This is a genomic window from Mammaliicoccus sp. H-M34 (genome assembly GCF_022386495.1).
In the GTDB taxonomy this organism is placed as follows: Bacteria; Bacillota; Bacilli; order Staphylococcales; family Staphylococcaceae; genus Mammaliicoccus; species Mammaliicoccus fleurettii.
Window position 1 is genome coordinate 71,174 of sequence record NZ_JAJNIK010000006.1, and the last position, 24,707, is coordinate 95,880.

Annotated in this window: 28 protein-coding genes; 15 read left to right on the plus strand and 13 right to left on the minus strand. The window is 30.2% G+C overall.

Translation table 11 applies throughout. The annotated features are described in order from the left end of the window. Window positions 1–55: 55 nt before the first annotated feature. Complete coding sequence (locus LQ608_RS08950) at window positions 56–1,114, plus strand: nitric oxide synthase oxygenase (RefSeq protein WP_239751386.1); 1,059 nt, start codon at window positions 56–58, stop codon at window positions 1,112–1,114. A gap of 14 nt (window positions 1,115–1,128) precedes the next feature. Next, complete coding sequence (locus LQ608_RS08955) at window positions 1,129–1,938, plus strand: prephenate dehydratase (protein ID WP_078358196.1); 810 nt, start codon at window positions 1,129–1,131, stop codon at window positions 1,936–1,938. 57 nt (window positions 1,939–1,995) lie between these two features. Here the strand turns inward: LQ608_RS08955 and LQ608_RS08960 are convergent, their stop codons facing one another. Both LQ608_RS08960 and LQ608_RS08965 read right to left on the minus strand, forming a co-directional pair. Next, on the minus strand, window positions 1,996–2,445 hold the full coding sequence (locus LQ608_RS08960) for an iron chaperone (protein ID WP_239751387.1): 450 nt from the start codon (window positions 2,443–2,445) through the stop codon (window positions 1,996–1,998). 12 nt (window positions 2,446–2,457) lie between these two features. Further along, entirely contained in the window at window positions 2,458–3,564 is a 1,107-nt protein-coding gene (locus LQ608_RS08965) for a glycosyl hydrolase family 28-related protein (RefSeq protein WP_239751388.1), read from the minus strand. Between the two features lie 88 nt (window positions 3,565–3,652). On the opposite strand from LQ608_RS08965, the gene LQ608_RS08970 reads away from it, so the two are divergent. Genes LQ608_RS08970 through LQ608_RS08980 form a run of 3 tightly spaced genes read left to right on the plus strand, consistent with a single transcriptional unit; the run spans window position 3,653 to window position 5,484 of the window. After that, the gene (locus tag LQ608_RS08970; RefSeq protein ID WP_239751389.1) at window positions 3,653–4,201 is read left to right on the plus strand and encodes a cysteine hydrolase family protein; all 549 of its coding nucleotides are present in this window, start codon (window positions 3,653–3,655) and stop codon (window positions 4,199–4,201) included. A gap of 59 nt (window positions 4,202–4,260) precedes the next feature. Continuing rightward, on the plus strand, window positions 4,261–5,187 hold the full coding sequence (locus LQ608_RS08975; RefSeq protein ID WP_239751390.1) for a manganese-dependent inorganic pyrophosphatase: 927 nt from the start codon (window positions 4,261–4,263) through the stop codon (window positions 5,185–5,187). Window positions 5,188–5,208: 21 nt separating this feature from the next. Further along, a complete protein-coding gene (locus tag LQ608_RS08980; protein WP_078358185.1) occupies window positions 5,209–5,484 on the plus strand; it encodes a GNAT family N-acetyltransferase in 276 nt (91 codons plus the stop codon). Between the two features lie 621 nt (window positions 5,485–6,105). Here the strand turns inward: LQ608_RS08980 and LQ608_RS08985 are convergent. Both LQ608_RS08985 and LQ608_RS08990 read right to left on the minus strand, forming a co-directional pair. Continuing rightward, window positions 6,106–6,408 carry a hypothetical protein gene (locus LQ608_RS08985; protein ID WP_239751391.1) on the minus strand — a complete coding sequence of 101 codons (303 nt, stop codon included), beginning with the start codon at window positions 6,406–6,408 and terminating at the stop codon, window positions 6,106–6,108. Beyond that, a complete protein-coding gene (locus tag LQ608_RS08990; RefSeq protein WP_239751393.1) occupies window positions 6,401–7,375 on the minus strand; it encodes a Gfo/Idh/MocA family protein in 975 nt (324 codons plus the stop codon). The genes LQ608_RS08985 and LQ608_RS08990 overlap by 8 nt, the downstream gene beginning before the upstream one ends. Window positions 7,376–7,492: 117 nt before the next feature. Here LQ608_RS08990 and LQ608_RS08995 point away from each other — a divergent pair, with 117 nt between their 5' ends. Beyond that, complete coding sequence (locus LQ608_RS08995; RefSeq protein WP_481817134.1) at window positions 7,493–8,872, plus strand: aldehyde dehydrogenase; 1,380 nt, start codon at window positions 7,493–7,495, stop codon at window positions 8,870–8,872. Window positions 8,873–8,905: 33 nt separating this feature from the next. On the opposite strand, the gene LQ608_RS09000 is transcribed toward LQ608_RS08995, so the two are convergent. From LQ608_RS09000 to pglS, 4 genes are all read right to left on the minus strand, one after another. Further along, entirely contained in the window at window positions 8,906–9,664 is a 759-nt protein-coding gene (locus tag LQ608_RS09000; protein WP_078358472.1) for an ABC transporter permease, read from the minus strand. Next, window positions 9,661–10,386, minus strand: a complete 726-nt coding sequence (locus LQ608_RS09005; protein ID WP_239751397.1) for an ABC transporter ATP-binding protein — start codon at window positions 10,384–10,386, stop codon at window positions 9,661–9,663. Before LQ608_RS09005 ends, LQ608_RS09000 begins: the two co-directional genes overlap by 4 nt. A gap of 216 nt (window positions 10,387–10,602) precedes the next feature. Further along, window positions 10,603–11,379: a carbon-nitrogen family hydrolase gene (locus LQ608_RS09010; protein ID WP_239751398.1), complete on the minus strand. Its 777-nt coding sequence runs from the start codon at window positions 11,377–11,379 to the stop codon at window positions 10,603–10,605. Window positions 11,380–11,398: 19 nt separating this feature from the next. Continuing rightward, a complete protein-coding gene (gene pglS / locus LQ608_RS09015) occupies window positions 11,399–12,433 on the minus strand; it encodes a 6-phosphogluconolactonase (RefSeq protein ID WP_078358469.1) in 1,035 nt (344 codons plus the stop codon). Between the two features lie 472 nt (window positions 12,434–12,905). Between pglS and LQ608_RS09020 the strand changes: the two genes are divergently transcribed. From LQ608_RS09020 to agrA, 4 genes are read left to right on the plus strand one after another with little or no spacing between them, the layout of a single operon-like run. Then, complete coding sequence (locus tag LQ608_RS09020; protein WP_078358468.1) at window positions 12,906–13,481, plus strand: accessory gene regulator AgrB; 576 nt, start codon at window positions 12,906–12,908, stop codon at window positions 13,479–13,481. Then, window positions 13,478–13,618 carry a cyclic lactone autoinducer peptide AgrD gene (agrD, locus tag LQ608_RS09025; RefSeq protein WP_239751399.1) on the plus strand — a complete coding sequence of 47 codons (141 nt, stop codon included), beginning with the start codon at window positions 13,478–13,480 and terminating at the stop codon, window positions 13,616–13,618. Before LQ608_RS09020 ends, agrD begins: the two co-directional genes overlap by 4 nt. A 25-nt stretch (window positions 13,619–13,643) precedes the next feature. After that, on the plus strand, window positions 13,644–14,960 hold the full coding sequence (gene agrC / locus LQ608_RS09030; RefSeq protein ID WP_239751400.1) for a quorum-sensing sensor histidine kinase AgrC: 1,317 nt from the start codon (window positions 13,644–13,646) through the stop codon (window positions 14,958–14,960). Further along, window positions 14,957–15,673, plus strand: a complete 717-nt coding sequence (gene agrA / locus LQ608_RS09035; RefSeq protein ID WP_078358465.1) for a quorum-sensing response regulator AgrA — start codon at window positions 14,957–14,959, stop codon at window positions 15,671–15,673. The genes agrC and agrA overlap by 4 nt, the downstream gene beginning before the upstream one ends. 99 nt (window positions 15,674–15,772) lie before the next feature. On the opposite strand, the gene LQ608_RS09040 is transcribed toward agrA, so the two are convergent. Further along, window positions 15,773–15,991, minus strand: a complete 219-nt coding sequence (locus LQ608_RS09040; protein WP_078358464.1) for a hypothetical protein — start codon at window positions 15,989–15,991, stop codon at window positions 15,773–15,775. Between the two features lie 234 nt (window positions 15,992–16,225). Here LQ608_RS09040 and LQ608_RS09045 point away from each other — a divergent pair, with 234 nt between their 5' ends. Beyond that, a complete protein-coding gene (locus LQ608_RS09045; RefSeq protein ID WP_239751401.1) occupies window positions 16,226–17,161 on the plus strand; it encodes an LPXTG cell wall anchor domain-containing protein in 936 nt (311 codons plus the stop codon). On the opposite strand, the gene LQ608_RS09050 is transcribed toward LQ608_RS09045, so the two are convergent. Both LQ608_RS09050 and LQ608_RS09055 read right to left on the minus strand, forming a co-directional pair. Further along, window positions 17,130–17,717 carry a hypothetical protein gene (locus LQ608_RS09050; protein WP_239751402.1) on the minus strand — a complete coding sequence of 196 codons (588 nt, stop codon included), beginning with the start codon at window positions 17,715–17,717 and terminating at the stop codon, window positions 17,130–17,132. The two genes, LQ608_RS09045 and LQ608_RS09050, sit on opposite strands and share 32 nt — an antisense overlap. Window positions 17,718–17,788: 71 nt before the next feature. Continuing rightward, window positions 17,789–17,956 carry a hypothetical protein gene (locus LQ608_RS09055; RefSeq protein WP_049320466.1) on the minus strand — a complete coding sequence of 56 codons (168 nt, stop codon included), beginning with the start codon at window positions 17,954–17,956 and terminating at the stop codon, window positions 17,789–17,791. A gap of 247 nt (window positions 17,957–18,203) precedes the next feature. Between LQ608_RS09055 and LQ608_RS09060 the strand changes: the two genes are divergently transcribed. Next, on the plus strand, window positions 18,204–19,178 hold the full coding sequence (locus LQ608_RS09060) for a bile acid:sodium symporter family protein (protein WP_239751403.1): 975 nt from the start codon (window positions 18,204–18,206) through the stop codon (window positions 19,176–19,178). 349 nt (window positions 19,179–19,527) lie between these two features. After that, the gene (locus LQ608_RS09065; protein WP_481817133.1) at window positions 19,528–20,565 is read left to right on the plus strand and encodes a C45 family autoproteolytic acyltransferase/hydolase; all 1,038 of its coding nucleotides are present in this window, start codon (window positions 19,528–19,530) and stop codon (window positions 20,563–20,565) included. 69 nt (window positions 20,566–20,634) lie between these two features. Here LQ608_RS09065 and LQ608_RS09070 read toward each other — a convergent pair whose 3' ends face one another. Next, window positions 20,635–21,474, minus strand: a complete 840-nt coding sequence (locus tag LQ608_RS09070; protein WP_239751405.1) for a DUF4097 family beta strand repeat-containing protein — start codon at window positions 21,472–21,474, stop codon at window positions 20,635–20,637. After that, window positions 21,474–22,019 (minus strand): HAAS signaling domain-containing protein, encoded by a 546-nt coding sequence (locus LQ608_RS09075; protein WP_078358458.1) that lies wholly within the window; start codon window positions 22,017–22,019, stop codon window positions 21,474–21,476. The genes LQ608_RS09070 and LQ608_RS09075 overlap by 1 nt, the downstream gene beginning before the upstream one ends. Before the next feature lie 154 nt (window positions 22,020–22,173). On the opposite strand from LQ608_RS09075, the gene LQ608_RS09080 reads away from it, so the two are divergent. Further along, the gene (locus LQ608_RS09080) at window positions 22,174–23,211 is read left to right on the plus strand and encodes a S66 family peptidase (RefSeq protein WP_239751406.1); all 1,038 of its coding nucleotides are present in this window, start codon (window positions 22,174–22,176) and stop codon (window positions 23,209–23,211) included. Between the two features lie 79 nt (window positions 23,212–23,290). Continuing rightward, window positions 23,291–23,842, plus strand: a complete 552-nt coding sequence (locus LQ608_RS09085; protein ID WP_239751408.1) for a thioredoxin family protein — start codon at window positions 23,291–23,293, stop codon at window positions 23,840–23,842. Window positions 23,843–24,707 lie beyond the last annotated feature (865 nt).

The window sequence follows — 24,707 nt, forward strand, 5'->3', positions numbered from 1 at the left end:
ATCACATATTGCCAAAATATAGTAGTCGCTTATACTAGTACATAGAGGTGTAATTATGATACAAGAAAAAGCGACTACTTTTATTATAGATATGTATAAAGAACTTAATATAGATGAAACAAAAGCGCATAAAAGAATTCAAGAAATACAAGATGAAATTAATCAAACAGGAACATATACACATAATAAAGATGAACTTGAGTATGGTGCTAAAGTAGCGTGGAGAAATTCTAATAGATGTATAGGACGCCTTTTTTGGGACAAATTAACTGTCAGAGATTTAAGACATATCAATAGTGAAAAACAATTTCTACACTCTATTGAAGAACATATTGAACAAGCTACGAATAATGGCAAAATTAAACCTATGATTAGTATATACTCTAATCAAATTGAAATTAAGAATGAACAGCTTATCCGATATGCTGGGTATGAAAATTATGGTGATCCTAAGTCGAGAGAAACCACTCAACTCGCTCAACACCTAAATTGGCAAGGTAAGCATTCTGACTTTGATATACTCCCACTTATTTATCGTATTAATAAACAACCGCTGAAATTCCACTCTTATACTGAAGGATTAATTAAAGAAGTATCAATCAAACATGAGCAATTTCCTGCTTTAGAAAAGTTGCAATTAAAATGGTATGCAGTACCTATCATATCTAATATGGATTTAGAAATTGGTGGGCTTTATTATCATACTGCTCCTTTTAATGGTTGGTATATGGAAACTGAAATTGGGGTTAGAAACTTTACAGATGAATATCGTTATGACAAATTGAAAGATATAGCTGAATCTTTTAATTTAGATACATCAACAACATCAAGTTATTGGAGAGATAAAGCTTTAGTAGAATTTAACTACGCTGTTTTTCATTCGTTTAAACAATCTGGAGTTTCAATAGTAGATCATTACAACGCATCAAAGCAGTTTAAAAAGTTCGAAGACAATGAAAATAATGTTAATAGAAAAGTTACAGGTAAATGGAGTTGGCTAGCTCCCCCTCTTTCACCCTCACTTGTACATAATTATCATAAAGGCTATGATAATGAAATGAGAAGTCCTAACTTTTTATATAAACAAACAGAACAAGGTTGTCCATTCCATTAGAAAGGAAGTCTTTTATGAAATTATATTATTTAGGGCCATTAGGAACATTTTCACATATGGCTGCATTAAAATATAAACAAAATGAAATAGAAGAATATATACCAAAATCAAATTTATACGAAGTTGTTAAAGCAATAGAAACAGATCCACAAAATATAGCAATTGCTCCTATAGAAAATTCTATAGAAGGAACGATCAACATAATTGCAGACTCATTAACAGAACAAAAAATTCATGTTATAGATGAATTACATTTAGACATTTCCTTTTCACTTTATGTTAAAAAAGGAACAAAATTAGAAGATATAAATGAAGTCGTTTCAATTGCACCAGCTATTAATCAGACTTCAAAATTCATAAAAAATCATAACTTTACATATCGGTATTCAGACAGTACTGTACAAAGTTTAGATGAGATAGATGATCATACTGCTGCAATTGCACCAATTGGTTTAGAAGAAACCAATAATGAAATAATCGCTCTACACCAACATATTGAAGACTATCCACATAACACAACAAGGTTTTTAGTACTATCTGCTCAAGAAAAACCAGTTAAAAAAGCAACAGACAGTATACTATTAATCACTCCAGACCAAGATAAACCTGGTCTACTAGCAAGTATATTAAATACATTTGCACTATTTAACATTAACCTTTCATGGATTGAATCACGTCCACTAAAGACTCAACTTGGAATGTATCATTTCTTTGTACAAGCTGATTGTAGTGCAGATGATGTAGAAATGAAAAAAGTTATTACGATATTGAAAACTTTAGAATTTAATGTGAAAGTACTAGGTAATTTTGATAAACATATATAAAAAGAGTGGGACAGAAATCTGATTTTATAAAAAGATTTCTTCGTCCCACTCTTTTATTTATTCACTATTTCTATGACCCGTTTCGTATTTATTTATCCATTCTTTTACTGTAACTTTTTCACTCAACTCACCAATCAAATCATAGGGAATCGTTTTTGTATTTGTAAATCTGATGCAACTTTTACCCATGTTTAATTTCGTTGGAACTCGTTCTGCATATTCACGTTCAAACCATTCTTTGAGTTCTTCCATTCCGTACAATCCCATATGATATAAGGCAATATGATTTTTTTGAACGCCTATACTAATAAATGGCAGTGGTTCGTCAGTTCTATTTAAGTAACCTTTTGGATAAGTATTAAGTGGTACTACAAATGTAGGCATGCCATATTGTAATACTGGTTCAAATCCACTTGGAAGATGTTCTTGAATTACTTCATACAATTTAATATAAGCTTCTTTTCTTTTTGCATCGATTTGATCAATATAACTTTCTATTTCATTCATTAGATACACCTCTTATATTTGTATTAGTCTATCTACTTTATCTTTGTCAATGCGCGTTAAATTCTTATTATTCATCAAATATATATCAGTTGATTTTATGAATTTAATGTTATTTGAAGTGTCTCCTTCAAAATGATTATTGAAAATATAAATATCTTTATTCTTAACTTTTTCATAACTCTTAACAAGAATACTTTGTTTACTTTTAATGTTTTTAAATGTATTTTCTCCAATTAATAATGCTGAACCTGCTTGTCCACCTCTATCAAACTTATTAATATCTAATGAATATTTACCGGTCGGTACTGCTAAATAGCGGACGCCACCTTCACAATCAATAAATGTATTATTTGTTACTGTTGTTTCTTTTGATTTTAAAAGTGTAACCGCAAAATCTCCTAAGCCTTCAAATGTATTATTTTGAATATGAATATTTTCATAAAACGCATTATACATACTTGCATGTGAGCCAACCGCCCTATTCCATGCTGACATATTAGGGTCTCCAGAGTTTCCAAAATAACAGTTTTCTATTATGACATTTTTAGTAATCGTACCATCAGGTGCTCCAAACTTAGGAAATGCACCCTTAGTTTGTATATCTATCTGTACCGCTTCACTAAATAGTCTCTTACCACTATCATCTCGGAATCCTAAAAATTTACACTCACTCACATAAAAACCATCTAAACCACACGCATCAATTGCATGTCCACCTACAACATTTTTAAAAGTTACGTTATGAATTTGAATATTGCTAGCATGACCAATCGACATAATCGTGTTGTTAGTATTATTAGTATGTCCATACGCATCGAAAGTTCCACCAATAATATTTATATTACTATGGCCGTTATATCCATAGTATTTTTTAAATTTATGACCATTTTTCAACATTGCATTAGATGATTTTCTTATAAGAGTTGCCTCATCATCTAGAATAAGTGTTGTATTTTCATAAATAACTAATTCATAAATGATATGGTAAACACCTTTTGGGATATAAACAGTTACTGGTCCTTTTCTTGCTTGTAACAATGCTAATTGGATACCAATTGTATCGGTTAACCCACACCCACCTTTAGCACCATAATTTTTCACGTTAACTATATTCTTCATACTTCATAACCACCTTAATATAGCGTATACTTTCATATATATTCATATTACACTGAAATTAAATTATAGACAATTAGGGGGAATTTAATTGAAGAAAGCATTAATAGTTGTAGATTATTCAAATGATTTTGTTGCTACTGATGGGAAACTAACTTGTGGTAAACCTGGTCAAAAAATCGAAAAAAATATATATAACAAAATTGAAGATTATAATACTAATCAAGATTTAATTTTTTATTTAATGGATTACCATTTTGAAAATGATCCTTATCATCCTGAAACTAAACTCTTTCCACCCCATAATATAAAGGGAACGAACGGTAGAGAATTATACAACACATTAAAATCTCAATACGAAGAAATCCAAAATTCCAAAAATGTATTTTGGTTAGATAAAACAAGATATAGTGCATTTTTCGGTACGAATCTAGATAGTTTGTTAAGAGAAAGAGCAGTGGATACTGTTGAGATAGTTGGTGTCTGTACTGATATTTGTGTACTCCATACTGCTATAGACGCTTATAATCTAAATTATAAAATTCGTATTCCTAAAAATTGTGTAGCCTCATTTAATCAAGCTGGACATGATTGGGCACTTACACATTTTGAAAATAGTATAGGCGCGTTTGTAGAATAGACAAGATGTTCGTGGTAAAATAAAGTGACAGAATATTCAAAGCTAAAGGAGAATTTACATTGGTAAACACATTTATATTTGGACATAAGAATCCAGACACAGACACTATTGCTTCAGCATTAGTAATGGAAGATTTACAAAAAGAACTTGGAAATGATGTTCAAGCAGTTAGACTTGGAGAAATTTCTGACGAAACACAATACGCATTAGATTATTTCAAAGTTGATGCACCTGCATTATTAGAAACACCTTTAAAAGGTAAAGACGTTATTTTAGTTGACCATAACGAATTCCAACAAAGTGCAGATGATATTACAGATGCGACTATAACAATGGTAGTTGATCATCATCGTATTAGTAATTTTGAAACTGGTGCCCCATTATATTACAGAGCTGAACCAGTTGGTTGTACAACTACAATCCTTAAAAAAATGTACAAAGAAAACAGTATAGAAATTAAACCTGAAATTGCTGGATTAATGATTTCAGCTATTATTTCTGACACACTTCTATTTAAATCACCAACATGTACAGACCAAGATAAAAAAGCTTGTGAAGAATTAGCTAAAATTGCCAATGTTGATTTAAATGAATATGGATTAGAAATGCTTAAAGCTGGTGCTTCAGTTAAAGGTAAAACACCAGAATTTTTATTAAATATGGATGCTAAATCATTCAACATGGGTGACAAACTTGTACGTATCGCTCAAGTTAACACTGTAGACGTAAATGAAGTTCTTGAAATTCAAGAAGATGTTGAAAATGAAATCAACGCAATAATTGCAAATGAACAATACGATTTATTCGTATTTGTTATTACTGATATATTAAACAGTGATTCAACAGTGATTGCTTTAGGTAAAGAACAACAAGCTATTGCAAAAGCATTTAATACTGAATTAAATGGTAATGTAGCAGTATTACCTGGCGTTGTGTCACGTAAGAAACAAGTTGTACCACCAATCGATGAATTATTAGGTAAATAATTTATAAGGAGTGTGATTGCAATGGAAATCAAACAAGGTACAAACAAGTTTTATGTAGGTAACTCGGAAAATGATTTTGAGGCAGAAATTACGTATCAAGATTTGGATGGTAAGACGCTCGTTGTAGATCATACATTTGTAGACCCTTCTTTAAGAGGTCACGGAATGGCTAGAAAGCTAGTTGATATTGTAATTGATAAAGCAAGATCAGAAGGTAAAGTTATTGATCCAGTATGCCCTTACGTTCAAGATGTTATGACTAAAGACCAAAGCACACACGACGTATTAAAAAAATAATGATAAGAGTCCGGATATAATTCCTAACTCAAAATAAATAAGCATATCACTTAACTGAATTTTTCAGTTTTACAGTGATATGCTTATTTTTTAAATCTTACGATTTTGTTCGTACATGCTTGCCTACCTTTTATACAATCTTGCGATTTTGTTCGTGCATGCTTGCCTAGGGGTATGGTTCGAGCCTGTAGTCTCTCACGCATACTATTCCCTCAGGCGTCAGCACTTCACAAAATCGCTCTCAATTTAGGCACTTTTTATTTGTAATCAAAGCTGGTTTTATGGCTAATCTTATAAGTAATTTAGCTTAAATCTGCTTATACTGCACCTCTTATCAGCAATTTCTCTTAAACCTGCTTTTACTGATACTCTTATCAGCAATTTCTCTTAAACCTGCTTATACTGATACTCTTAAAAGTGCGCCGGGTAATGCATGATTCGAAGACTACAGGCTGAGAACATGCCCGCGGAAAGCATGCGCATAAAAAATACCAACAAAGTTCTAAGACTTTGCTGGCACTCTGATGGTAGTTCTATAAGTTACTTACATGAATTTATAAAAATTTAAAGCATAACTCTTAAAACATTGTCACTAGATATTGAAGTATTAATTCCAGAATATTATATTTCGGTACTTTCCAGCAATCTCTTTAACAATGATTTGTACTGTGGCTTAGCTTTCTCTGTTGTACATTTATTTATAGGTGGATATTTTAAGTCTTGTGCGTCTTTTAAAGTAACTTCATCTATGTAATTTGATGCTTCTTCATAATCATAACAGCTTGGAAAAGCATATTTATGATTAAAATGATCAACTACAACTCTAGTTGTTGAAGATGGTTCTTGTTTAAATGGAACTAATGTAACCATTAATAATATAACTATACATAGAATACTTACAATCGCAAAAACTTTTTTAGACATTAAATTCTACTCCTATTTGCTTTCTTATTTCATCTAATACTTTTATAGTGTTTAATGTTCTTTCATGTGTGTTAATAGTTGATTCTATTTTATTTTCTTTGACACATTTCATAAATTCTATAATTTCTTCTTTCATTGTATATGTTTCGTCCCCTGTAAACTCGTTCAACAGCTCTCCATCTCTATTAAACATTTTTATATTAGACGGGGCGCTAATTTTATCTATCATCACATAACCATTTTCTCCAATAATTTCTGAAGGGCTAACTCTATCGCATATTTTAGAATAACTAATTGTTGCTTGGAATGTATTAAAATCGAGTATTGCATTTCCTTGTCCGTCTGCTCCGGTATCAAGTTTAAATCCATTTGCTTGAATATTTTCAGGCATACCAAACAAATGTATAATTGGCGCTACAGTATAAACTCCAAGATCCATTAATGCACCATTACCAAGTTCTGGTTTAAATGCATTTTCAACAATACCATTCTTATATTTATCATATCTTGATGAATATTGATGATAATGAAAATCTGCATATCGTATTTCACCAATATCAATTTTTGCATTTGTAAATTCTACAAATGGTGATAATAATGTTGACTTCATTGCTTCCATAACAGTAACATTATATTCACTAGCAAGTTTTGAAAGGGTCTCAAATTGTGCTTGGATTATAGTTGCTGGTTTTTCGATTATGACATGCTTTTTATTTTTTATGGCTAATGCTGCCTGCTCAAAATGAAATGCATTAGGCGAAGCAATATATACCGCTTCAAAGTTTGGTGATTCACAAAATTGTTCTAGATTTGTAAATGTTTCAATTAGTTGGTGCTTTTCTTTATAATAGTTTGCTCTTTCATCTGTACGTGAAAATACAGCATATGGCTCAAAACCTTCTACTTGACTACCATTTTCAATGAATTTGTCACTAATCCAGTTCGTACCTATAAATCCAAATTTCATATAGTTTCACCTTTTCATAATATATTCTTAATAAAATGGTCTTTAATAAATAAAGACTTCGCTTTTAATTATAACTATTGTTAAAATATAAACAACAGAAGTATAAAGGGGTTATCAATCTTGTCTATAGCAAATCAATTTGAAAATATCCAATCGTTCTTCGATAGCGATATTACCAAAGATATTAAATTTAGAAAAAAACAATTAAGATTACTAAAAAAATCTATTAAATCAAATGAGAGTCAATTAATAGAAGCTTTGCAACACGATTTAGGCAAAAATGCAGTTGAATCTTATGCAACAGAAATCGGTTATATTTATAAAAGTATCTCTTTCATGTTAAAAGAAGTCAAGGGTTTAGCCAGTAAAAACAATGCTAATACACCTGTTTTCCTTTTCCCTAGTAAAAGTTATACAGTATATGAACCATATGGTACAGTTCTAATTATTGGTCCATTTAATTACCCTTTCCAACTTGTCATTGAACCTTTAATCGGGGCTATAGCAGCCGGTAATTGTGCTGTTGTAAAACCATCAGAATTAACACCTAATGTCAGTGCAATCGTTCGAAAAATAATTGAAGAATCATTTGATCCTTCTTTCGTTTCTTGTGTTACTGGTGACAAAACGGTTACAGAAGAATTATTAACTTTTCCATTTGATTTTGTGTTCTTTACAGGTTCAACAAAAATTGGTCAAAGTGTATACGAGCAAGCTAGTAAACAGTTGATTCCTGTAGCACTTGAATTAGGTGGAAAAAGCCCAGCTATAGTTGATAAGACTGCCAATATTAAAGTAGCTGCTGAAAGAATTGCTTTTGGTAAATTCATTAATGCTGGTCAAACTTGTGTAGCACCTGATTACGTCATTATCGATGCTTCTATAAAACAACAATTTATAAAAGCATTACAGTCTACAATTCAAGAATTTTACAGCAAAAACGCTCAAGACAGTGAAGATTTTGGTAGAGTTGTTAATGAAAGACATACTGATAGATTAATACATCTTTTAGAAAATACAAATGGTGATATCGTTTATGGTGGCAATTCTGATTTAGATCATTGCTATATCGAGCCAACTGTCATTGATAATGTTAAATTCGATGACATTCTAATGGAAGATGAAATATTCGGTCCACTCCTTCCAATCATGACTTATGAAGCCTTTGGAGATGCAATACAATTCATTAAGAACAAACCAAAACCATTATCCTTATACTTATTTAGTGAAGATGAGAATCATACTGATGAAGTAGTAAGAAGAATTTCATTTGGCGGTGGTTGCATAAATGACACCCTTTTACATGTAGGTAATCATAACTTGCCATTTGGTGGAGTTGGACTATCAGGAATAGGTAAATACCATGGTAAAGCCTCATTTGAATTATTTAGTAATGAAAAAGGCATAATGTTCAAAACAACTAAACTTGAAACAGGAGTACTTTTCCCCCCTTATAAAGGAAAAGGTAAATATGTAAGAGCAATGTTTAAAAAATAAAAAAGCTGGGACAATTTAATTGTCCTAGCTTTTTTATTTGAAATGCTTTTCTATTAATTGCTGCTTCTTATTAAACAAAGTTGGATACGATAAAAACCCTAGTATTACACTTGTCATAGTAGCTGCCGTTAACAGCATAAATACAATTAATATTTGAAAGAGCACAGCTTCTAAAGGATCAGCTCCAGCAATAATTTGACCACTCATCATGCCTGGCAACTGTACTAAACCAATTGTTTTTTGTTGTTCTATTGTAGGTATAACGCTTGATTGAATAGATGTAATTAACTGCTTATGAATCGCTTGTTTAGGTGTTCCACCTAAACATAAAATAAGCTCTATTATGTTATCGTTTTGTTTTATTTCAGACATAAATCTATTTAAAAATAATATACTTAGCACCATAGAATTCCCTATTATCATTCCACTTATAGGAATGATATATTGTGCTGTAGCAGGTGTTATATTAAAACCTATTAATATCCCTTGCGTAATGATTTCAATGGATATAAAAGCTAATAATAATTTCCATGTAATGCCTGGTATTTCCAACCCTTTTTTCCTTGCATTTTGAGTTGCTGCACCAATTATGAGTATGACCATTAATACAATAAATATATAACTATCTTGGTCAAATATAAATTGTAATATATAACCTACAATTAATAGCTGAACGAAAGATCGTATTGCAGCGACTGTAGTATCTTTTTCTAATCCTAAATTAAAACTCTTAGATAAGACTATCGGAATGATGATAAAAATAAACATTAATATTATAGATGTTATGCTCATAATACTTTATCTCCTATAAAATTTCTGACCTCAGAATTTTTAGTATGTTTAATATTTTCAACAATATCAGCTTCAACTACTTCTCCATCAATCATAACCCAAACATAATCGCTCAATCTTAAAGCCTGATTAATATCATGCGTCACCCAAATCATCGTTACATTATGCTCTTTATTAATTTTTTTGAGTAACAATTCTATCGCTTGTTTAGAATTTCTATCAAGTGCAGACGTTACCTCATCTAATAAAATAACTTCTGGTTTATTAACAAGTGCACGTGCTAAAGATAATTTTTGTTTTTCTCCTCCAGATAACTCTTTACTATTTTTATTCAAAAAAGTTACTGATAAATCCACTCTTTCTAAAAAGTATTTCGCTTCTTCATCTGTCATCTTTTTATTTTGAAGTGTTAAAGGAAGCTCTAAATTATCTTTAACAGTCCCTTTAATCATAGTAGCTTCTTGAGAAACTAATTGTACTTTTCTTCTTAATTCCATCGGATTATATGAATTAATTGTTTCATCATTTATCAAAATGTCACCTTTAGAAGGAGATTTTAATAAATTTATTAAAGATAATAAAGTAGATTTCCCAGCACCAGAAGGTCCTATAATAGATGTCAACTTACCTTTATAAACTTCAGCATTTATTTCTTTTAATATTTTAGAGTTTTCAATTTCATATTCAACATTTTTAAATTGAACTGATATATTACTTTCCAAACAATCATCTCCATTCACTTCAACTAACATTTATAAACAGGTTTCTATAAACTTACATATATAACCACTATAAGACACTTTCATAACCTACACGACTGTGGAAACAGTACAAGTCGAAGACTACATGCTGAGACTGTACCATAGCCAAGTAGATTATGAAAATAGTTTTAACTATACAATGAGGCTGGACAAATTATTGTCTCAGCCTCATTCTTCTTAATATAAATCAGTTCTTAGACTATTAAATATTGGAATTGCTTCTCTAATTTGTTCTTGTGTTTCAAAGTCTATTTCAACAATTAAAGTATCTTCTTCATAATATAAACTATCCATTAATGTGCCATCTGGACCATATACTAAGCTGTTACCACCAAATTCATTTTCATCACAAAATCCTACACTATTACACGCAATGACATAAACTTGATTTTCAATTGCTCTAGCACGTAGTAATGCTTTCCAATGATCGATTCTTGACTTTGGCCATTGTGCTGGTACAAATATAACCTTTGCATCTTCTAATGCTAAAGAGCGAGATAATTCTGGAAACCTTAAGTCATAGCATATAATTGTACCCATATCGACTTCATCTAATTTATAATCTGTAGGCTTTTTTTCACCTGACGTTAAATAATGATGTTCATTTAACATCGGTACTAAATGTGCCTTGTCATAGGTGTTAATGCAACTACCTTCTTTATTGATGACAATGGCTCTATTATAAATTTCTTGATCTTTTTTATAAGCAATAGACCCAGCAACAATATGTTTTTTGAGCGCTTTAGCTTTCTTTTGTAAAAAAGGAAGGATAACTTCACCATCATTATCAGCAAGTTCATTTAAATCTTTTAATCGATATGATGTATTCCACATTTCAGGTAATACCGCTATATCGATATCTTCATCAAGTTGATCGAACCATTGATCTATTTTCTGAATATTTTCTTCTGGTTTACCTGGTATAACATGCATTTGATATAATGCAATTTTCAAAGCTAATCACCTACCATTGTTATATAAATTGAACACATACGCCTTCTGAAGCTTTTTGTTCATTTTCTATTTCTGTTAATTTACCTGTTTCTTTATTTCTAGTAAACAAAACTAAATTATACGAATGTTCATGTGCCACTACTAAGAAAGTATCACTTGGTGTGATATTAAAATCTCTTGGCCATGTTCCACCACTTGTAACTATTTCTACACTTTCAATATTGGCGCCATCACCTAATATTTTAAATACCGCTATACTGTTATGACCTCTATTTGAAACATAAATAAATTGACCATCATGACTTAATCTAACTGCACCAACTTGTGAATTTAAATCAAAATCTTCAGGTATAGTCATTAATCTTGGACTAATCTCAGCAAATACACCGTTCTTATAAGATAACACTTGAATTGTATTACTCATTTCACTTACTAAATATGCATAATCACCACTTGGATGGAACGCTAAATGTCTTGGTCCACTACCTGCTTGTACTTCTAATGTTTCAACTAATTCTAGTCCTTCATCAGAAAACTTAAATGTCCTAACAACATCTGCCCCTAAATCAACTGTAGCAATAAAATCTAAATCTGGTGTTTGTTGAGCATAATGAATATGACTACTTTCTTGTCTCGCTTCATTTGGCCCTTGTCCTTCTCCACGATAAAAATCAATTAACTCAACTAATTCTCCAGTATCAGGATTAAGTTTATAAATTCTAACAAGACCTGCTCCATATACAGCTTCAAATAAGTATTTACCGTCATTAGAAACTGAAATATGACAACCTGTACCTTCTTGAGAAGCTAAGCAATCATTTATAAAAGTTAAACTACCATCTTCATTAATTAAAAAGCTGGCAACCCCACAATCTTCACCATCTTTTTTAATAGCATATAAAAACTGATTATGTTGTGTAATATATGTAGATGCTTCAACTTCATAGCCTACTTCTACCTTTTCAATAGTTTGATCATTTTCATCTACATCAAATCTATATATCCCTTTACCATCCTTCTTAGTGTAACTACCAATATAACCTTTCGTTTTCATAAAATTAAAATCCTCCCTAAATTTATCTTTAATATCATTCTACATGAAAACGCTCAATAACTATAATAAAAACGCATACCTAATGGTACACGTTGTATAATTTAATATTCTAAATTCATATATAAGACTTTAGAAGTTTAACTACTTATATCACTGAAAATTTCTAGAAACCAATTAAAAATACTACCAATAGCATTTACGATATCGCCTGCCATAAAGTATCCCCCTTTATATTTGAGATTTATAAATTAATCTATAAAATATAATAGTCATATATTATCTTATATTATTTTGATAAGTGTTTTTAATATTTTCCCTAAGTCATTATTTTAAGTTCTTAACTGCACTGATATTATGTTAAAATACAAATATATTCGTAATTCAAACAGTTAGGCATTAAAATAATACAGTTAGGCAAAAGAAGTAAAATGTAAATCAATTTGTTCTATAATCATAATGAAGGAGGGCCGCTATGTATCAGCCTGTACAAACACAAATAGATAAGATTGCAGCAAATCTTCAAAATTCAAATAACCTAGATCATGTTAGTTATTTAAAGGTAAAGTATGGACTAGAAGTATTTGTAGGGAATATCATGAAGACTGTAGTCATATATGGTGCCGCCCTTCTATGCCATATATTTTTATACACACTTATTGTTCATCTTAGTTATTTTGCCGTTAGATATTTCGCGTTTGGTGCACACGCTAAGTCCACTTTTTTATGCACAATACAAAGCATCATAATGTTTGTATTGGCGCCACTTATTATAATAAATACTAACTTGTCGTATTGGGCATTCCTTGCCCTAGCACTAATTGGTTATCTTATTATAATAAAGTACGCACCAATGCAAACAAAGAAACATCCCATATTAGGCAAATGGAAAAAAGGACTTAAACTAAGATCAATCATAGTCGCTACTATATTGATAGTTCTTTCATTATTCATAAAAGAACCGTATCAACAATTAGTATGCTTAGGATTGATCTTCGAAGCAGTATCACTATTACCTATATTTTACAAAGAGGAGGAAACATTATCATGAATTTATTAACTAGTTTATTTTCAAAATCAGTATCAAATATCCTTTCAGCAATTGGTGAAAAAGCGGTAATTAGAGGTTGTAACGTATTCTTAGATGAAACAGAAGTACCAGCGGAATTATTAAAAGAAAAACAATAAGATTGTTTTAGGGAAGTGTAAGATTATGGCGGATTTAACAATTACAGAAACTATTATATATGGTCTATTTCAAACTACTTTATTTGTAGTTTTACTGGCTATAACTCAAAATTATCGATATTCAAAAAGGGATTATGTCATTCTATTGATGGGATACATGATCCCTTCTCTTGCTTTGTATTTTATTATTGGTGTTGCATCAATAATATTTGTTATTACTTTTCTAGGTTTCTTTTTCTACAATAAATTTAGAATATTTGGGATAATAAATACTTTATTAGTAATTATTATTTCAGTAGCTTCAGATTATTTATCATCTTTACTAAATCGACTGTTATTTAACATTGAACCTAATGACATTTCTATTCATATATTATATTTTGTCTTTCACTTAATAATTTCAGTCTCAATTGCTATTGTAATTAGAGAATTAATGAATAGACTTAAAATCAGTTATTTGTATAATAACCGTATTTATTTAATATTATTAGCTGCATTTCTTTCACTATCATTCGTTGTATTTTATATATATATGCCAAAGACATATAGTACCGAAAAAGAGTTCGAATTTCAGACTTTATTTTATGTCATATATATTTGTGTTGCTGCTATTTTTATAATTTTAATTTCTTTCACGGTTATGCGCGAAATGGCTTTACAGCGTACTAAAAAAGAGATTAATCAATATTATAAATATACGTTGCAGATTGAACAAATTAATAATGAAATGCGTAAGTTTCGTCATGATTATGTGAATATTTTAGCAACATTATCTGATTATATTAGAGAAGATGATATGGAAGGATTAAGGGTTTATTTTGATCAAAATATAGCGCACCTTCATGATGATATGAAAGTAAATGCGATTAAAATTAATGGGCTACAAAATTTACATGTGAGAGAAATTAAAGGTTTATTAACTACAAAAATTATTCAATCTCAGGAACAGAATATCAATATTAGTGTTGAGATTACTGAACAGATTGATCATATAAATATGAACATTGTTGAATTGAGTCGCTGTATTGGAATCATTATGGATAATGCGATTGAAGCTTCTGAGTTTGTAGATAATCCTACAATTCAAATTGCTTTTATTAAAAATGATGAATCTATATTACTTGTATTCATGAATAAATGTTCTAAAGATACTCCAAAAGTACATAAGTTATTTGAAGATCACTATTCTACTAAAGGTCGTAAACGTGGTATTGGTTTAACGACGTTGAAAGAAATTACTGAGAAAACGGATCATGTTTTCTTAGACACTTTTATCAATAATCAATACTTTATTCAAAAGCTTGAAATTTTAAATGATAGCACTGAGGAAGTGATTCGATGAAAATCGTCATTTGTGAAGATGACCCGAAACAATTAGAACGTATGCAAACGATTATAAATAATTACATTATGATTGAAGAAAAAGAAATGTCTATTGAACTTGCTACTCATGATCCTTACGAACTTTTAGAGTATGTCAAAACAGCGAATGATATAGGCTGTTATTTTCTAGATATTCAACTTGATGCTGACATAAATGGTATTACTTTAGCGAGCAACATACGTAAATATGATCCGATTGGTAATATCGTTTTTGTTACGAGTCATAGTGAATTAACATATTTAACGTTCGTTTATAAAGTAGCAGCAATGGATTTCATCTTTAAAGATGATCCTGATCAATTAAAGACTAGAGTATTAGACTGTTTAGATACTGCTTATATTCGTTTAGGTATGTTATCTAAAAATACTAATGTTGAAAAAATAGAATTAACTAGAGGTAGTAATTCAGTTTACGTCGAATATGATGATGTCATGTTTTTTGAATCTTCAACGAAATCGCACAGACTAATTGCTCATCTTGATAATAGACAAATTGAGTTTTATGGTAGTTTAAAGGATTTATCGAATTTAGATGATAGATTCTTTAGATGTCATAACAGTTATGTTATTAATCGAAATAACGTTGATACAATTGATACGAAAGATCGTACTGTTTACTTTAATAATGGTGAACATTGTTATGCATCAGTTAGAAACATCAAAAAGATATAATTAAATATTGAGATATTCTTTTTAATAATAGAAAACAGAGAGAACTTTTAGTGTATAAAAGTTCTCTCTGTTTTTATTTATATAGATTATTTAATTGATTTACACTTGATCTAAAGCATTTCTAAACGACTCTATATCCTCTATGTAATATTTGACTTCGCCACATTTTAAACAAACTGCAGCTTTAGGTATAGCAATCGCTTTTTTTAATATGTCTTCATTTTCTTCTTCTTTAATTAATCTCACATCTACTAAAGTTCCTGGAACGTTTATACGAAGGTCATTTATCATTTCTTGATTACAACTTACACATTTCATATTTAACATCCCCTTTTAAATTATGCTTTTATTTTACGCTTTTTTTATTTCTCTTGCAAAACAGAAGATAATATAGGTTATACAATTTTGTTAAAAGCATGTATTTAACTCATCTTTAGATAAAAATAAATTCTTATAAAAAAAGAATAAAATAATACTTGAATATTAAAGCGAGTTATGCAATAATATAGCTATCATATGATAATAGTTAAATAAGCAAGAAAGGAGGACCCGATGAAGACGTTTTCAATCTTTCTTTACAGTATTGTTTGTTTTGTAGCTACATCACTCAATATGACTCATGTCACTTACGCAAGTACTGATATGACTCCGATTGGATTTCAATTCTTAACTGCGAGCAATATGCCTATATCTAATGAAACGTTTCAGCTTCAGTTAGATAATGAAGTTAAGCATCTAACAACTAGATCAGATGGACTGGCTTTTGTTGAAATTCCAAATAAGAATATTAAACCTCATTATACTTTAACTACTTCAAATCAACAGACTTTTACTGTTGAACCTAATAAGTTATATCAATTAACTTCTTCTGATTCTCAAATTCGTAATACACCTTCTATAAATAACCAAAATATTACAATCGAAGTACTTTCCAAAACATATCAACCTTTAAGTAATGTAGAAGTTAAACTTTTAGCACAGAACCAAGAATTTATAGGTAAGACTAACAATGAGGGTTCAACTACAATTAACATTCCTTCAAATATTCCTAGAGACACCGCATTCGATGTAAAAATTAACGGAATAGATACTCATTCATCAATTTCAATAGGAGATGATAAATATTATACATTCAATTCTGACAACAAATCTGTATCACCTTTTATTCAAGATTCCGTACAACACAATCAATTAGATAATAACCACGAGAATCAACAATCCCCACCTAATACAAATAGCTTAAATCATAATCAAAACAACCCACAGTCTTATCAAATATCAGTAGTTAAAGATTTCTTAATTCCTAACCATTCTAACCAATCCACTTCTGAAAAAGAAAAAAAGACCAACTCAGAAACAAAAAAGCTTCCTGAAACTGGTCAAAAATCAACAAATTACTTTAAGTATGTTATGAGTTCATTACTCATATGTATTACCACTATTTTATTTATTATTATTAGAAAAAAGAAGGCTCAGCAAAACAATTAGGATTTGATGTAATGTATCCATTTTCAACTTTATAAATTTCTCCATGGTAATTTATACCATTTATACCCTCGAAATATTTTACTCCTACTATATTTATCATCGCCTGAGATAACAATGAACTCAAACAATAGGTTCTTTTCGAATCCCATTTTTCAGTGCGATACAATCGCTTTACTACATTACAAAATCCTATTTGTGAACCGAGCGTAATCCAAACATCAGGTGAGTTTGATACAAACTTATTAACATACTTTTTAGATGAACCTACATGATTCTTCCAAATCACAACATTAACATACACTTCGGACTTCTTATTTTCATACCATGTAGATTCAATCAAAGACTTTAAATGAAATGCAGCGTTAACCATCTCATTTTCATTACTCGTACCAATAGTTATAGATTTTAAAAATGGCTGATCATATTCTATAGTCTCAATTAAGGCTTGAAGTTCTCTTACACTAGGCACTTCCAAACTTCTTGATAAATCCTTTAATTGATTGGTCATACGATAATCTAATCTTGGAGATATTAACACATTGCTTTCATATTGCAAAATATATACCCTCCTAATATTATTTTAAAAAAAGGGAGCAATCACATAATTATAGTGATTGCTCCTTTATTTTAATTATTAGATTCGATCTCAGATACAATTTCTTTAGTCTTTTGTTCTAATTCTTCAAAATCTTTTTTAAATACAAATGCTAAGACAGCAATACCTGCCCCAACAGCAACTGTTGTTATAGCAATTAAGATGAAAAAGAATTTGAATATCCCTTTAATACAATCCATTGAAGTCACCTCTATCATCATTTTCTACCTCTTTCATCATAACATAATTTTTAAAATACATAAAAGATATTACGCTTATACTGCTGTATATATAGTTAAATTTTTATGTATAAAAGTATAAAATAACTCATTATATGTATCAATTCTCATTTAAAAATGCGAAGCCCCACTTATTTCCATAAAGCTATTGAAATATTTTTGTATTATTGTTAATATTCTGATTATTATAAAATTAGAAGGTGTATATATGTACAATATTAAAAAGTTTAGTCAGTTCATTAATAAAACATTCGTTCTTTGGATGTTATTAGCTGCAATATTAGGTTTTAGTTTTCCTAATGTCATCGCTCAAGTAGCACCTTATATCCCTTACTTATTAGGAATTGTAATGTTTGGCATGGGGATGACGATTTCAACAAATGATTTTAAAGAAGTGTTTAAATCACCGAAAAGTGTATTCATTGGCGTAATTCTACAATATACAATAATGCCAGTAACAGCATATTTAATTGCAAAAGGATTTAACTTAAATTCTGATATTGCATTAGGTGTAATATTGGTCGGTTGTTGTCCTGGTGGTACTGCTTCGAATGTTATCAGTTACTTAGCTAAAGCAAATACTGCATTGTCAGTATCCATCACTACTGTATCTACATTATTAGCACCCATCATTACACCAACTTTAATTTATTTGTTTGCAAGAGAATGGTTACAAGTATCCTTCTCATCTATGTTTATATCAGTCGTACAAGTTGTATTAATTCCTATTATTTTAGGCTTTATAGTACAAAGATTTTTTAAACCAGTTGCCGAAAAATCAATTGATATATTACCAATTATTTCTGTAATTTCAATTTCATTAATTCTTTCGAGTGTGGTAGCAGGTAATAAAGCTCAAATTATAGAAACAGGTTTGATTATGTTTGGCGTCGTATTGCTTCATAACGTAAGTGGTTTAACAATTGGATATTTATTAGCTAAACTCTTTAAACTAAACAGACCTGATAAACGTGCTGTTTCCATAGAGGTAGGTATGCAGAATTCTGGACTAGCTGTATCACTTGCAACAGCCCATTTTAATCCTTTATCTGCAGTTCCAGGAGCTATATTCAGTTTTATTCACCTATTAACTGGTCCAACCATTGCAATTATTTGGTCTAACCAAACGAAACGAACTGAACGCAAAAAACAATATTCTACTGCAACCGATCAAGTATTGTAAATCATAATAATAGGCTGAGACAATTAATTTGTCTCAGCCTTTCTAATTTCAAAAATATATATTCTAGTTGTTTATAAGTGTCATTTAATAAATTTATATTATCTTCTATACCACTCTTGCCATATTTTTTTTACGTAGATATATCCTTGATTCCACATTATACATACCTCCTTCTCACATTACTTGTGAGATATTTGGTACCCTAAATATAACATGGTGAGAAATTACATAGGTTAAAGCATTATTACAGTTTCTTTAATATCACATTTCCAGTCTTAATATTCTTAATCTAATTTACGTGACAAAATGCAATATTTCAATCAAAATGTATTTAATAGGAGTGATTATGTTGCAAAATGTTAATATGCAGACATTTGAATTTAGAGGTAACCATTATGATCACGGCGTCGCACAAGCTGAATGGTTAAAATCTACCAAAATGTTAGAGAATAGAGATAAAGAATGGAAAATCAGAAGACCGCGCTTTGATATAGATATAGATGAAACTAAGAAAATCTATCAAGAATTTGCACCACCAATATGGGATGAACTTATGGGATTACAAGATACATTAAAGTATCCACTCGAACAGATTCTATTAAATTATGGACATTACAGAGTTTATGCAAAAGATAGTGGTTGTTCTATATTTTTAGGTACTGATTATATGGTGAGAAATTATGATTATAACCCTGCCACTTATGATGGCCGATTTAGTTTATTTCAACCAAATGATGGTGGATATGCGCAAATTGGTCCAACATCGAGAGTTACCGGACGTATGGATGGTATGAATGAACATGGCTTATCTATGGGATATAATTTTATGCATAGAAAAAAACCTGGTGACGGCTTTGTATGTTATATGATTGGAAGACTAATTTTAGAAACCTGTAAAAATATTGATGAAGCAGTAGCTTTATTAAAAGAGATACCTCATCGTACTTCTTTCAGCTATATTTTAATGGATAAGCAAAACAGAAGAATAACAGTAGAAGCTACCCCTCGTTCAGTTGTTACGAAACAAAATAATTTATGTACGAATCACTTTGAAGTATTAACACATGAGAACCGAAATTATATAAAAGAATCTATAGAAAGATACAATAGAATCGAACATATTACAAATGAGCATATGTCTTTAGAAGATGCTATTCGTTATTTTAACGACCCACAATATGAAATTTATAGTAAGCTTTTTAAAAGCTGGTCCGGTACCATTCACACTTCAGCTTATATACCTGATCAATTACAAATGAAAATTGCTCTTGGAGAAAATGGTATGTTACATACATTTAGCTTCCAAGATTGGTTAGATGGAAAGCCTATAGATTTAAATTCAATTTCAGGACAAATTGATACAGACATCTTGTTCGCAAGTGAATAAAAAATCTTTACACAACTTGATAGTAATACAAAAAGCACGATAAGCTCCTAGCTTATCGTGCTTTTTGTATTACTTAATTATAATATCGCCATTATCCGTATAACTTTCAATTACGTGTTTACCGTTACCTACTTTTTCTCCTTTAAATGCTTTATTTTTTATATGTGTACTGCCTGATTCAGCTTGTAATTGTAATAAAGTATTTTTAGGAGGTTCTTCGTAAGATAAAGAAATATCCCCATCTTCTGTAGATGATTTAATATCGCATTCATTTTTAAGTTGGCTAATATTTATGTTCCCCAACGAAGTAATCAATTCACTATTAATGAGGCTACTTTTCGCTATTGTTATATTTCCTGTTTCAATTTCACCATTAAATTCTGATAGTGCTGAATTTTTAACTTGAACACTTCCTAAACTAGACATTGCTTTAGCGTATTTTAAATTCACATTATTATAAGAAATATTCCCTGTATCCGTAATCATATTACTGTTGTTACTACTGACATCTTTAATTAAAATATCTCCCGTATTTGTTGTTATATTAAATGATTGATATTGTTTCTCTGGTAAAGTGATTACTAAATGATTTGTCGTTTTTCTAAAAGGTATAAAATTGGCATTGAATTGATACTTACTATCTTGTTCTGTGAAATGTAGTAAATTATTTTCTATGTTCGCATTTACATGTTGTTTGCCGTTATACTTTATCCCTAACGTCTTACCCTTTTTCACTTCAACATTTGTATTTTGTCCATTCACGATAACTTGTTCAACTTGATCATCCTCAAAAACTTTTTCATAAGTTTCATTCTTCTCAAATTTATTATTAACCGTAAACCAAAGAATTGTACCTATTAAGCCAAAAATTAAGAAGATGCCTAATCCTATCAAAAATAACTTTTTCATTATTCAGCATGCCCCCTAATGACTTTTACACACCATTTTAAATATTTTAAGATGCCTTTGTAACTCAGTTCTATTAATTTTAATCCAGTAATGAGCAACATTAACCCTAATCCTAAAAATGATATAGAAAAAATTATGTTTGTAATATCAATCCAATAAAATCCATACAATATAATATTTATAACACTTACTATAGGTCCTAACATCATCAATGCGCCAACTACTACGACAATTAAAAGTATAAACGCAATAATTAGAAACGGTATAATAATAAAAAATATATTAAAAAAGCTTAAGCCTAATGTTGCCATAATTGCTTGAAAAACATTTTTAAAGTTTGGTGCTATTTCAGCATCATGAATGGCGCTCGTTGCATAAACTTTCTTTGCAATTTCCTTAGGCTCACCTAATTCATTCATTAATTCATTTTCATTTTTTGCTTCAAAAAATTTTGTTTCATATTCATACATTATTTTATCTCGCTCAACTTTAGGCAAACGAGACAATTCATCCTCAAGGTAATTAAGGAAGGTTATTTTATCCATTGGTTTTGCCCCTTTTATTGTGATATTAACCTTACATCTTTATTATATTACCATTCTTTTACAAACAACATTATACTATCATTTGAAATATTTGATTTCAAGTGATACCACTGTGATATACTAACTTAAATATCTAAATAAGGGGGCATTAAGAATGAAAGAATTAATCAAACCCAACAAGCTTTCTAAAGGGGACACTGTCGCAATCGTTTCACCATCCTCAGGTTACGCCGGTGAAGAAGAAGTAATTTGGAGAACAGAAGTTGGTATTCAACGATTGAAAGAAGTATTCGGTTTAAAAGTGAAAGTTATGCCACATGCACTTAAAGGAGCAGACTTTACATATAACAATCCAAAAAAACGTGTAGAAGACTTACACCAAGCACTTGAAGATCCTGAAGTAAAAGCAATTATTTGTACTTTGGGTGGAGATGATTCTGTTCGTTTATGGCCATATATCGACTTAAATATCATTAAAAATAATCCGAAAATATTAAGTGGCTATTCAGATACAACTGCAATACATTTTATGTTCTATCAAGCAGGTGTATCAAGTTTTTATGGTCCAGCACTTTTAACAGACTTTGCTGAAAATGTTGCTATGGATGATTATACAGTTGAGTCAATTAATCAAACATGGTTCCAAAATGGTCCAGTTGGAAATGTACCCGCCTCACCACAATTCAGAAAATATGGTTTATCATGGGAAGAGAAAAATAAAGACATTATTAGACCATCATTTGACAGTCAAGGATATGAAATTTTAAATGGTAAAGGAAAAGCTACAGGACATTTAATTGGTGGATGTATGGAACTTTTCCATTCATTAAAAGCAACAGATGTTTTTCCAAATAAAGAAGTTTTTGATGGCGCAATTTTATTCATTGAAACAGCAGAAGTTCAAGCACCCCCTTGGTTAATGGAAGATTACGTACGTGCTTTTGGTTCAATGGGAATCTTTGATAAAATAAATGGCGTGATTATTGGACGTCCACAAGATGATGCATATTACGAAGAATACAAAGAAGTATGGGTTAAAATGTTAAAAGAATGGGATCAAGAAGATATGCCTGTCTTTTATAATGCTAGTTTTGGACATAACGAACCTAAATGTGTCATACCTTATGGGGCACAAGCAGAGTTGGATGTTGAAAATAAAACTTTCAAAATATTAGATAACGCTGTTAAATAAATATTTTTTCGAGATTAGTTCTTTGCGATTTATTTCAGAATTGTTATAATATTTAATATATTGAAGGGGGATTAACAAAATGACTAAGTTAGTTACATATTTTGAACAAGCACAACCAATTAAAGAATACGTAAACGAAATGACTACAAATAAAGAACAATTGCTCGATATTTACCAATCTTTTAAATTACCTAAAAATGATGAACGTTTAGATAAAATTAAAGATAAAAATTATAAAGTACTTGTCATTACTGAAGATTGGTGTGGAGATGCCATGATGAACATACCAGTATTATTGAACATTGCTGATTATACGAATATTGAAGTAAAAGCATTTCACCGTGATGAAGATACTAACCTAATTGATCAATATTTAACAAACGGTACAGCAAGATCAATACCTATTTTCGTATTTTTAAATGAACATCATAAGCAAGAACATGTATGGGGACCAAGAGCTATAAGTGTACAAAAACAAGTAGAAGAATTACGTAAAGACTTACCAAGCAAAGATGATCCAACATACGCTGAAAAAGAAAAAGATGTTCATCATAAAATTCATGAAACTTATCAAAATAATACACAATTTTGGGATGACGTATACGAATCAATCGTAAGTTCAATTTCATAAATGATAAGAGGCTGAGACAAATATTGTCTCAGCCTCTTAATTATGTATAAGTCCCCTATTACTCATAGTAGGATTTCTCACCATCCCCATGGCTCGATAAATTCATTTTACACTAATTTTCTTTAATCTAAAAATCTATGTTATTTAAGTTCACATATAAAAATCTGCAAGTGAAAAGCGCTCGTCCGGGAATTAACGAGCGCTTTTCGGGGAAGGGTTATTAATTAAGGAAACATGTATTTATACAAAGCCGGGAAACCTCGTATAAATAACTTGAATCATTTTATGATCCATTTCAACGTTACAATTACAGATAACTATCTAAACACGTTCTACACAAAGTCATTTGCAATTATGAAAAACATATACGAAATAAGTTTTGAGGAATTGAATGTATTGTGCTTCGTGTTGTGTTATCTATGACTAAAGTATATCAGTACAGTATGACTTTTTGTGCATTCATTCTTAACTCAAATATTTCATTTCTTAAGTGTATTTATTGAAAGATTTTTTAACAGTTAGGCATGCCTAACTGTTAAAACCATTGTTAATATTGACTTCTTAAATTCACAATTATATGTTTATTTTTTACAAAATCATTACCTATAACTATTTTTATAACAATCTTACGATTTTGTTCGTGCATGCTTGCTTAGGGGTATAGTTCGAGTCACTAGTCTCTCGCTCATACTATTCTCTCAGGCGTCAGCACTTTTCAAAATCTCTACTAATAACCATTTTTATAAAATCTTACGATTTTGTTCGTGCATGCTTGCCTAGGGGTATGGCTCGAGTCACTAGTCTCTCGCTCATACTATTCTCTCAGGCGTCAGCACTTTTCAAAATCGTTACCTATAACTATTTT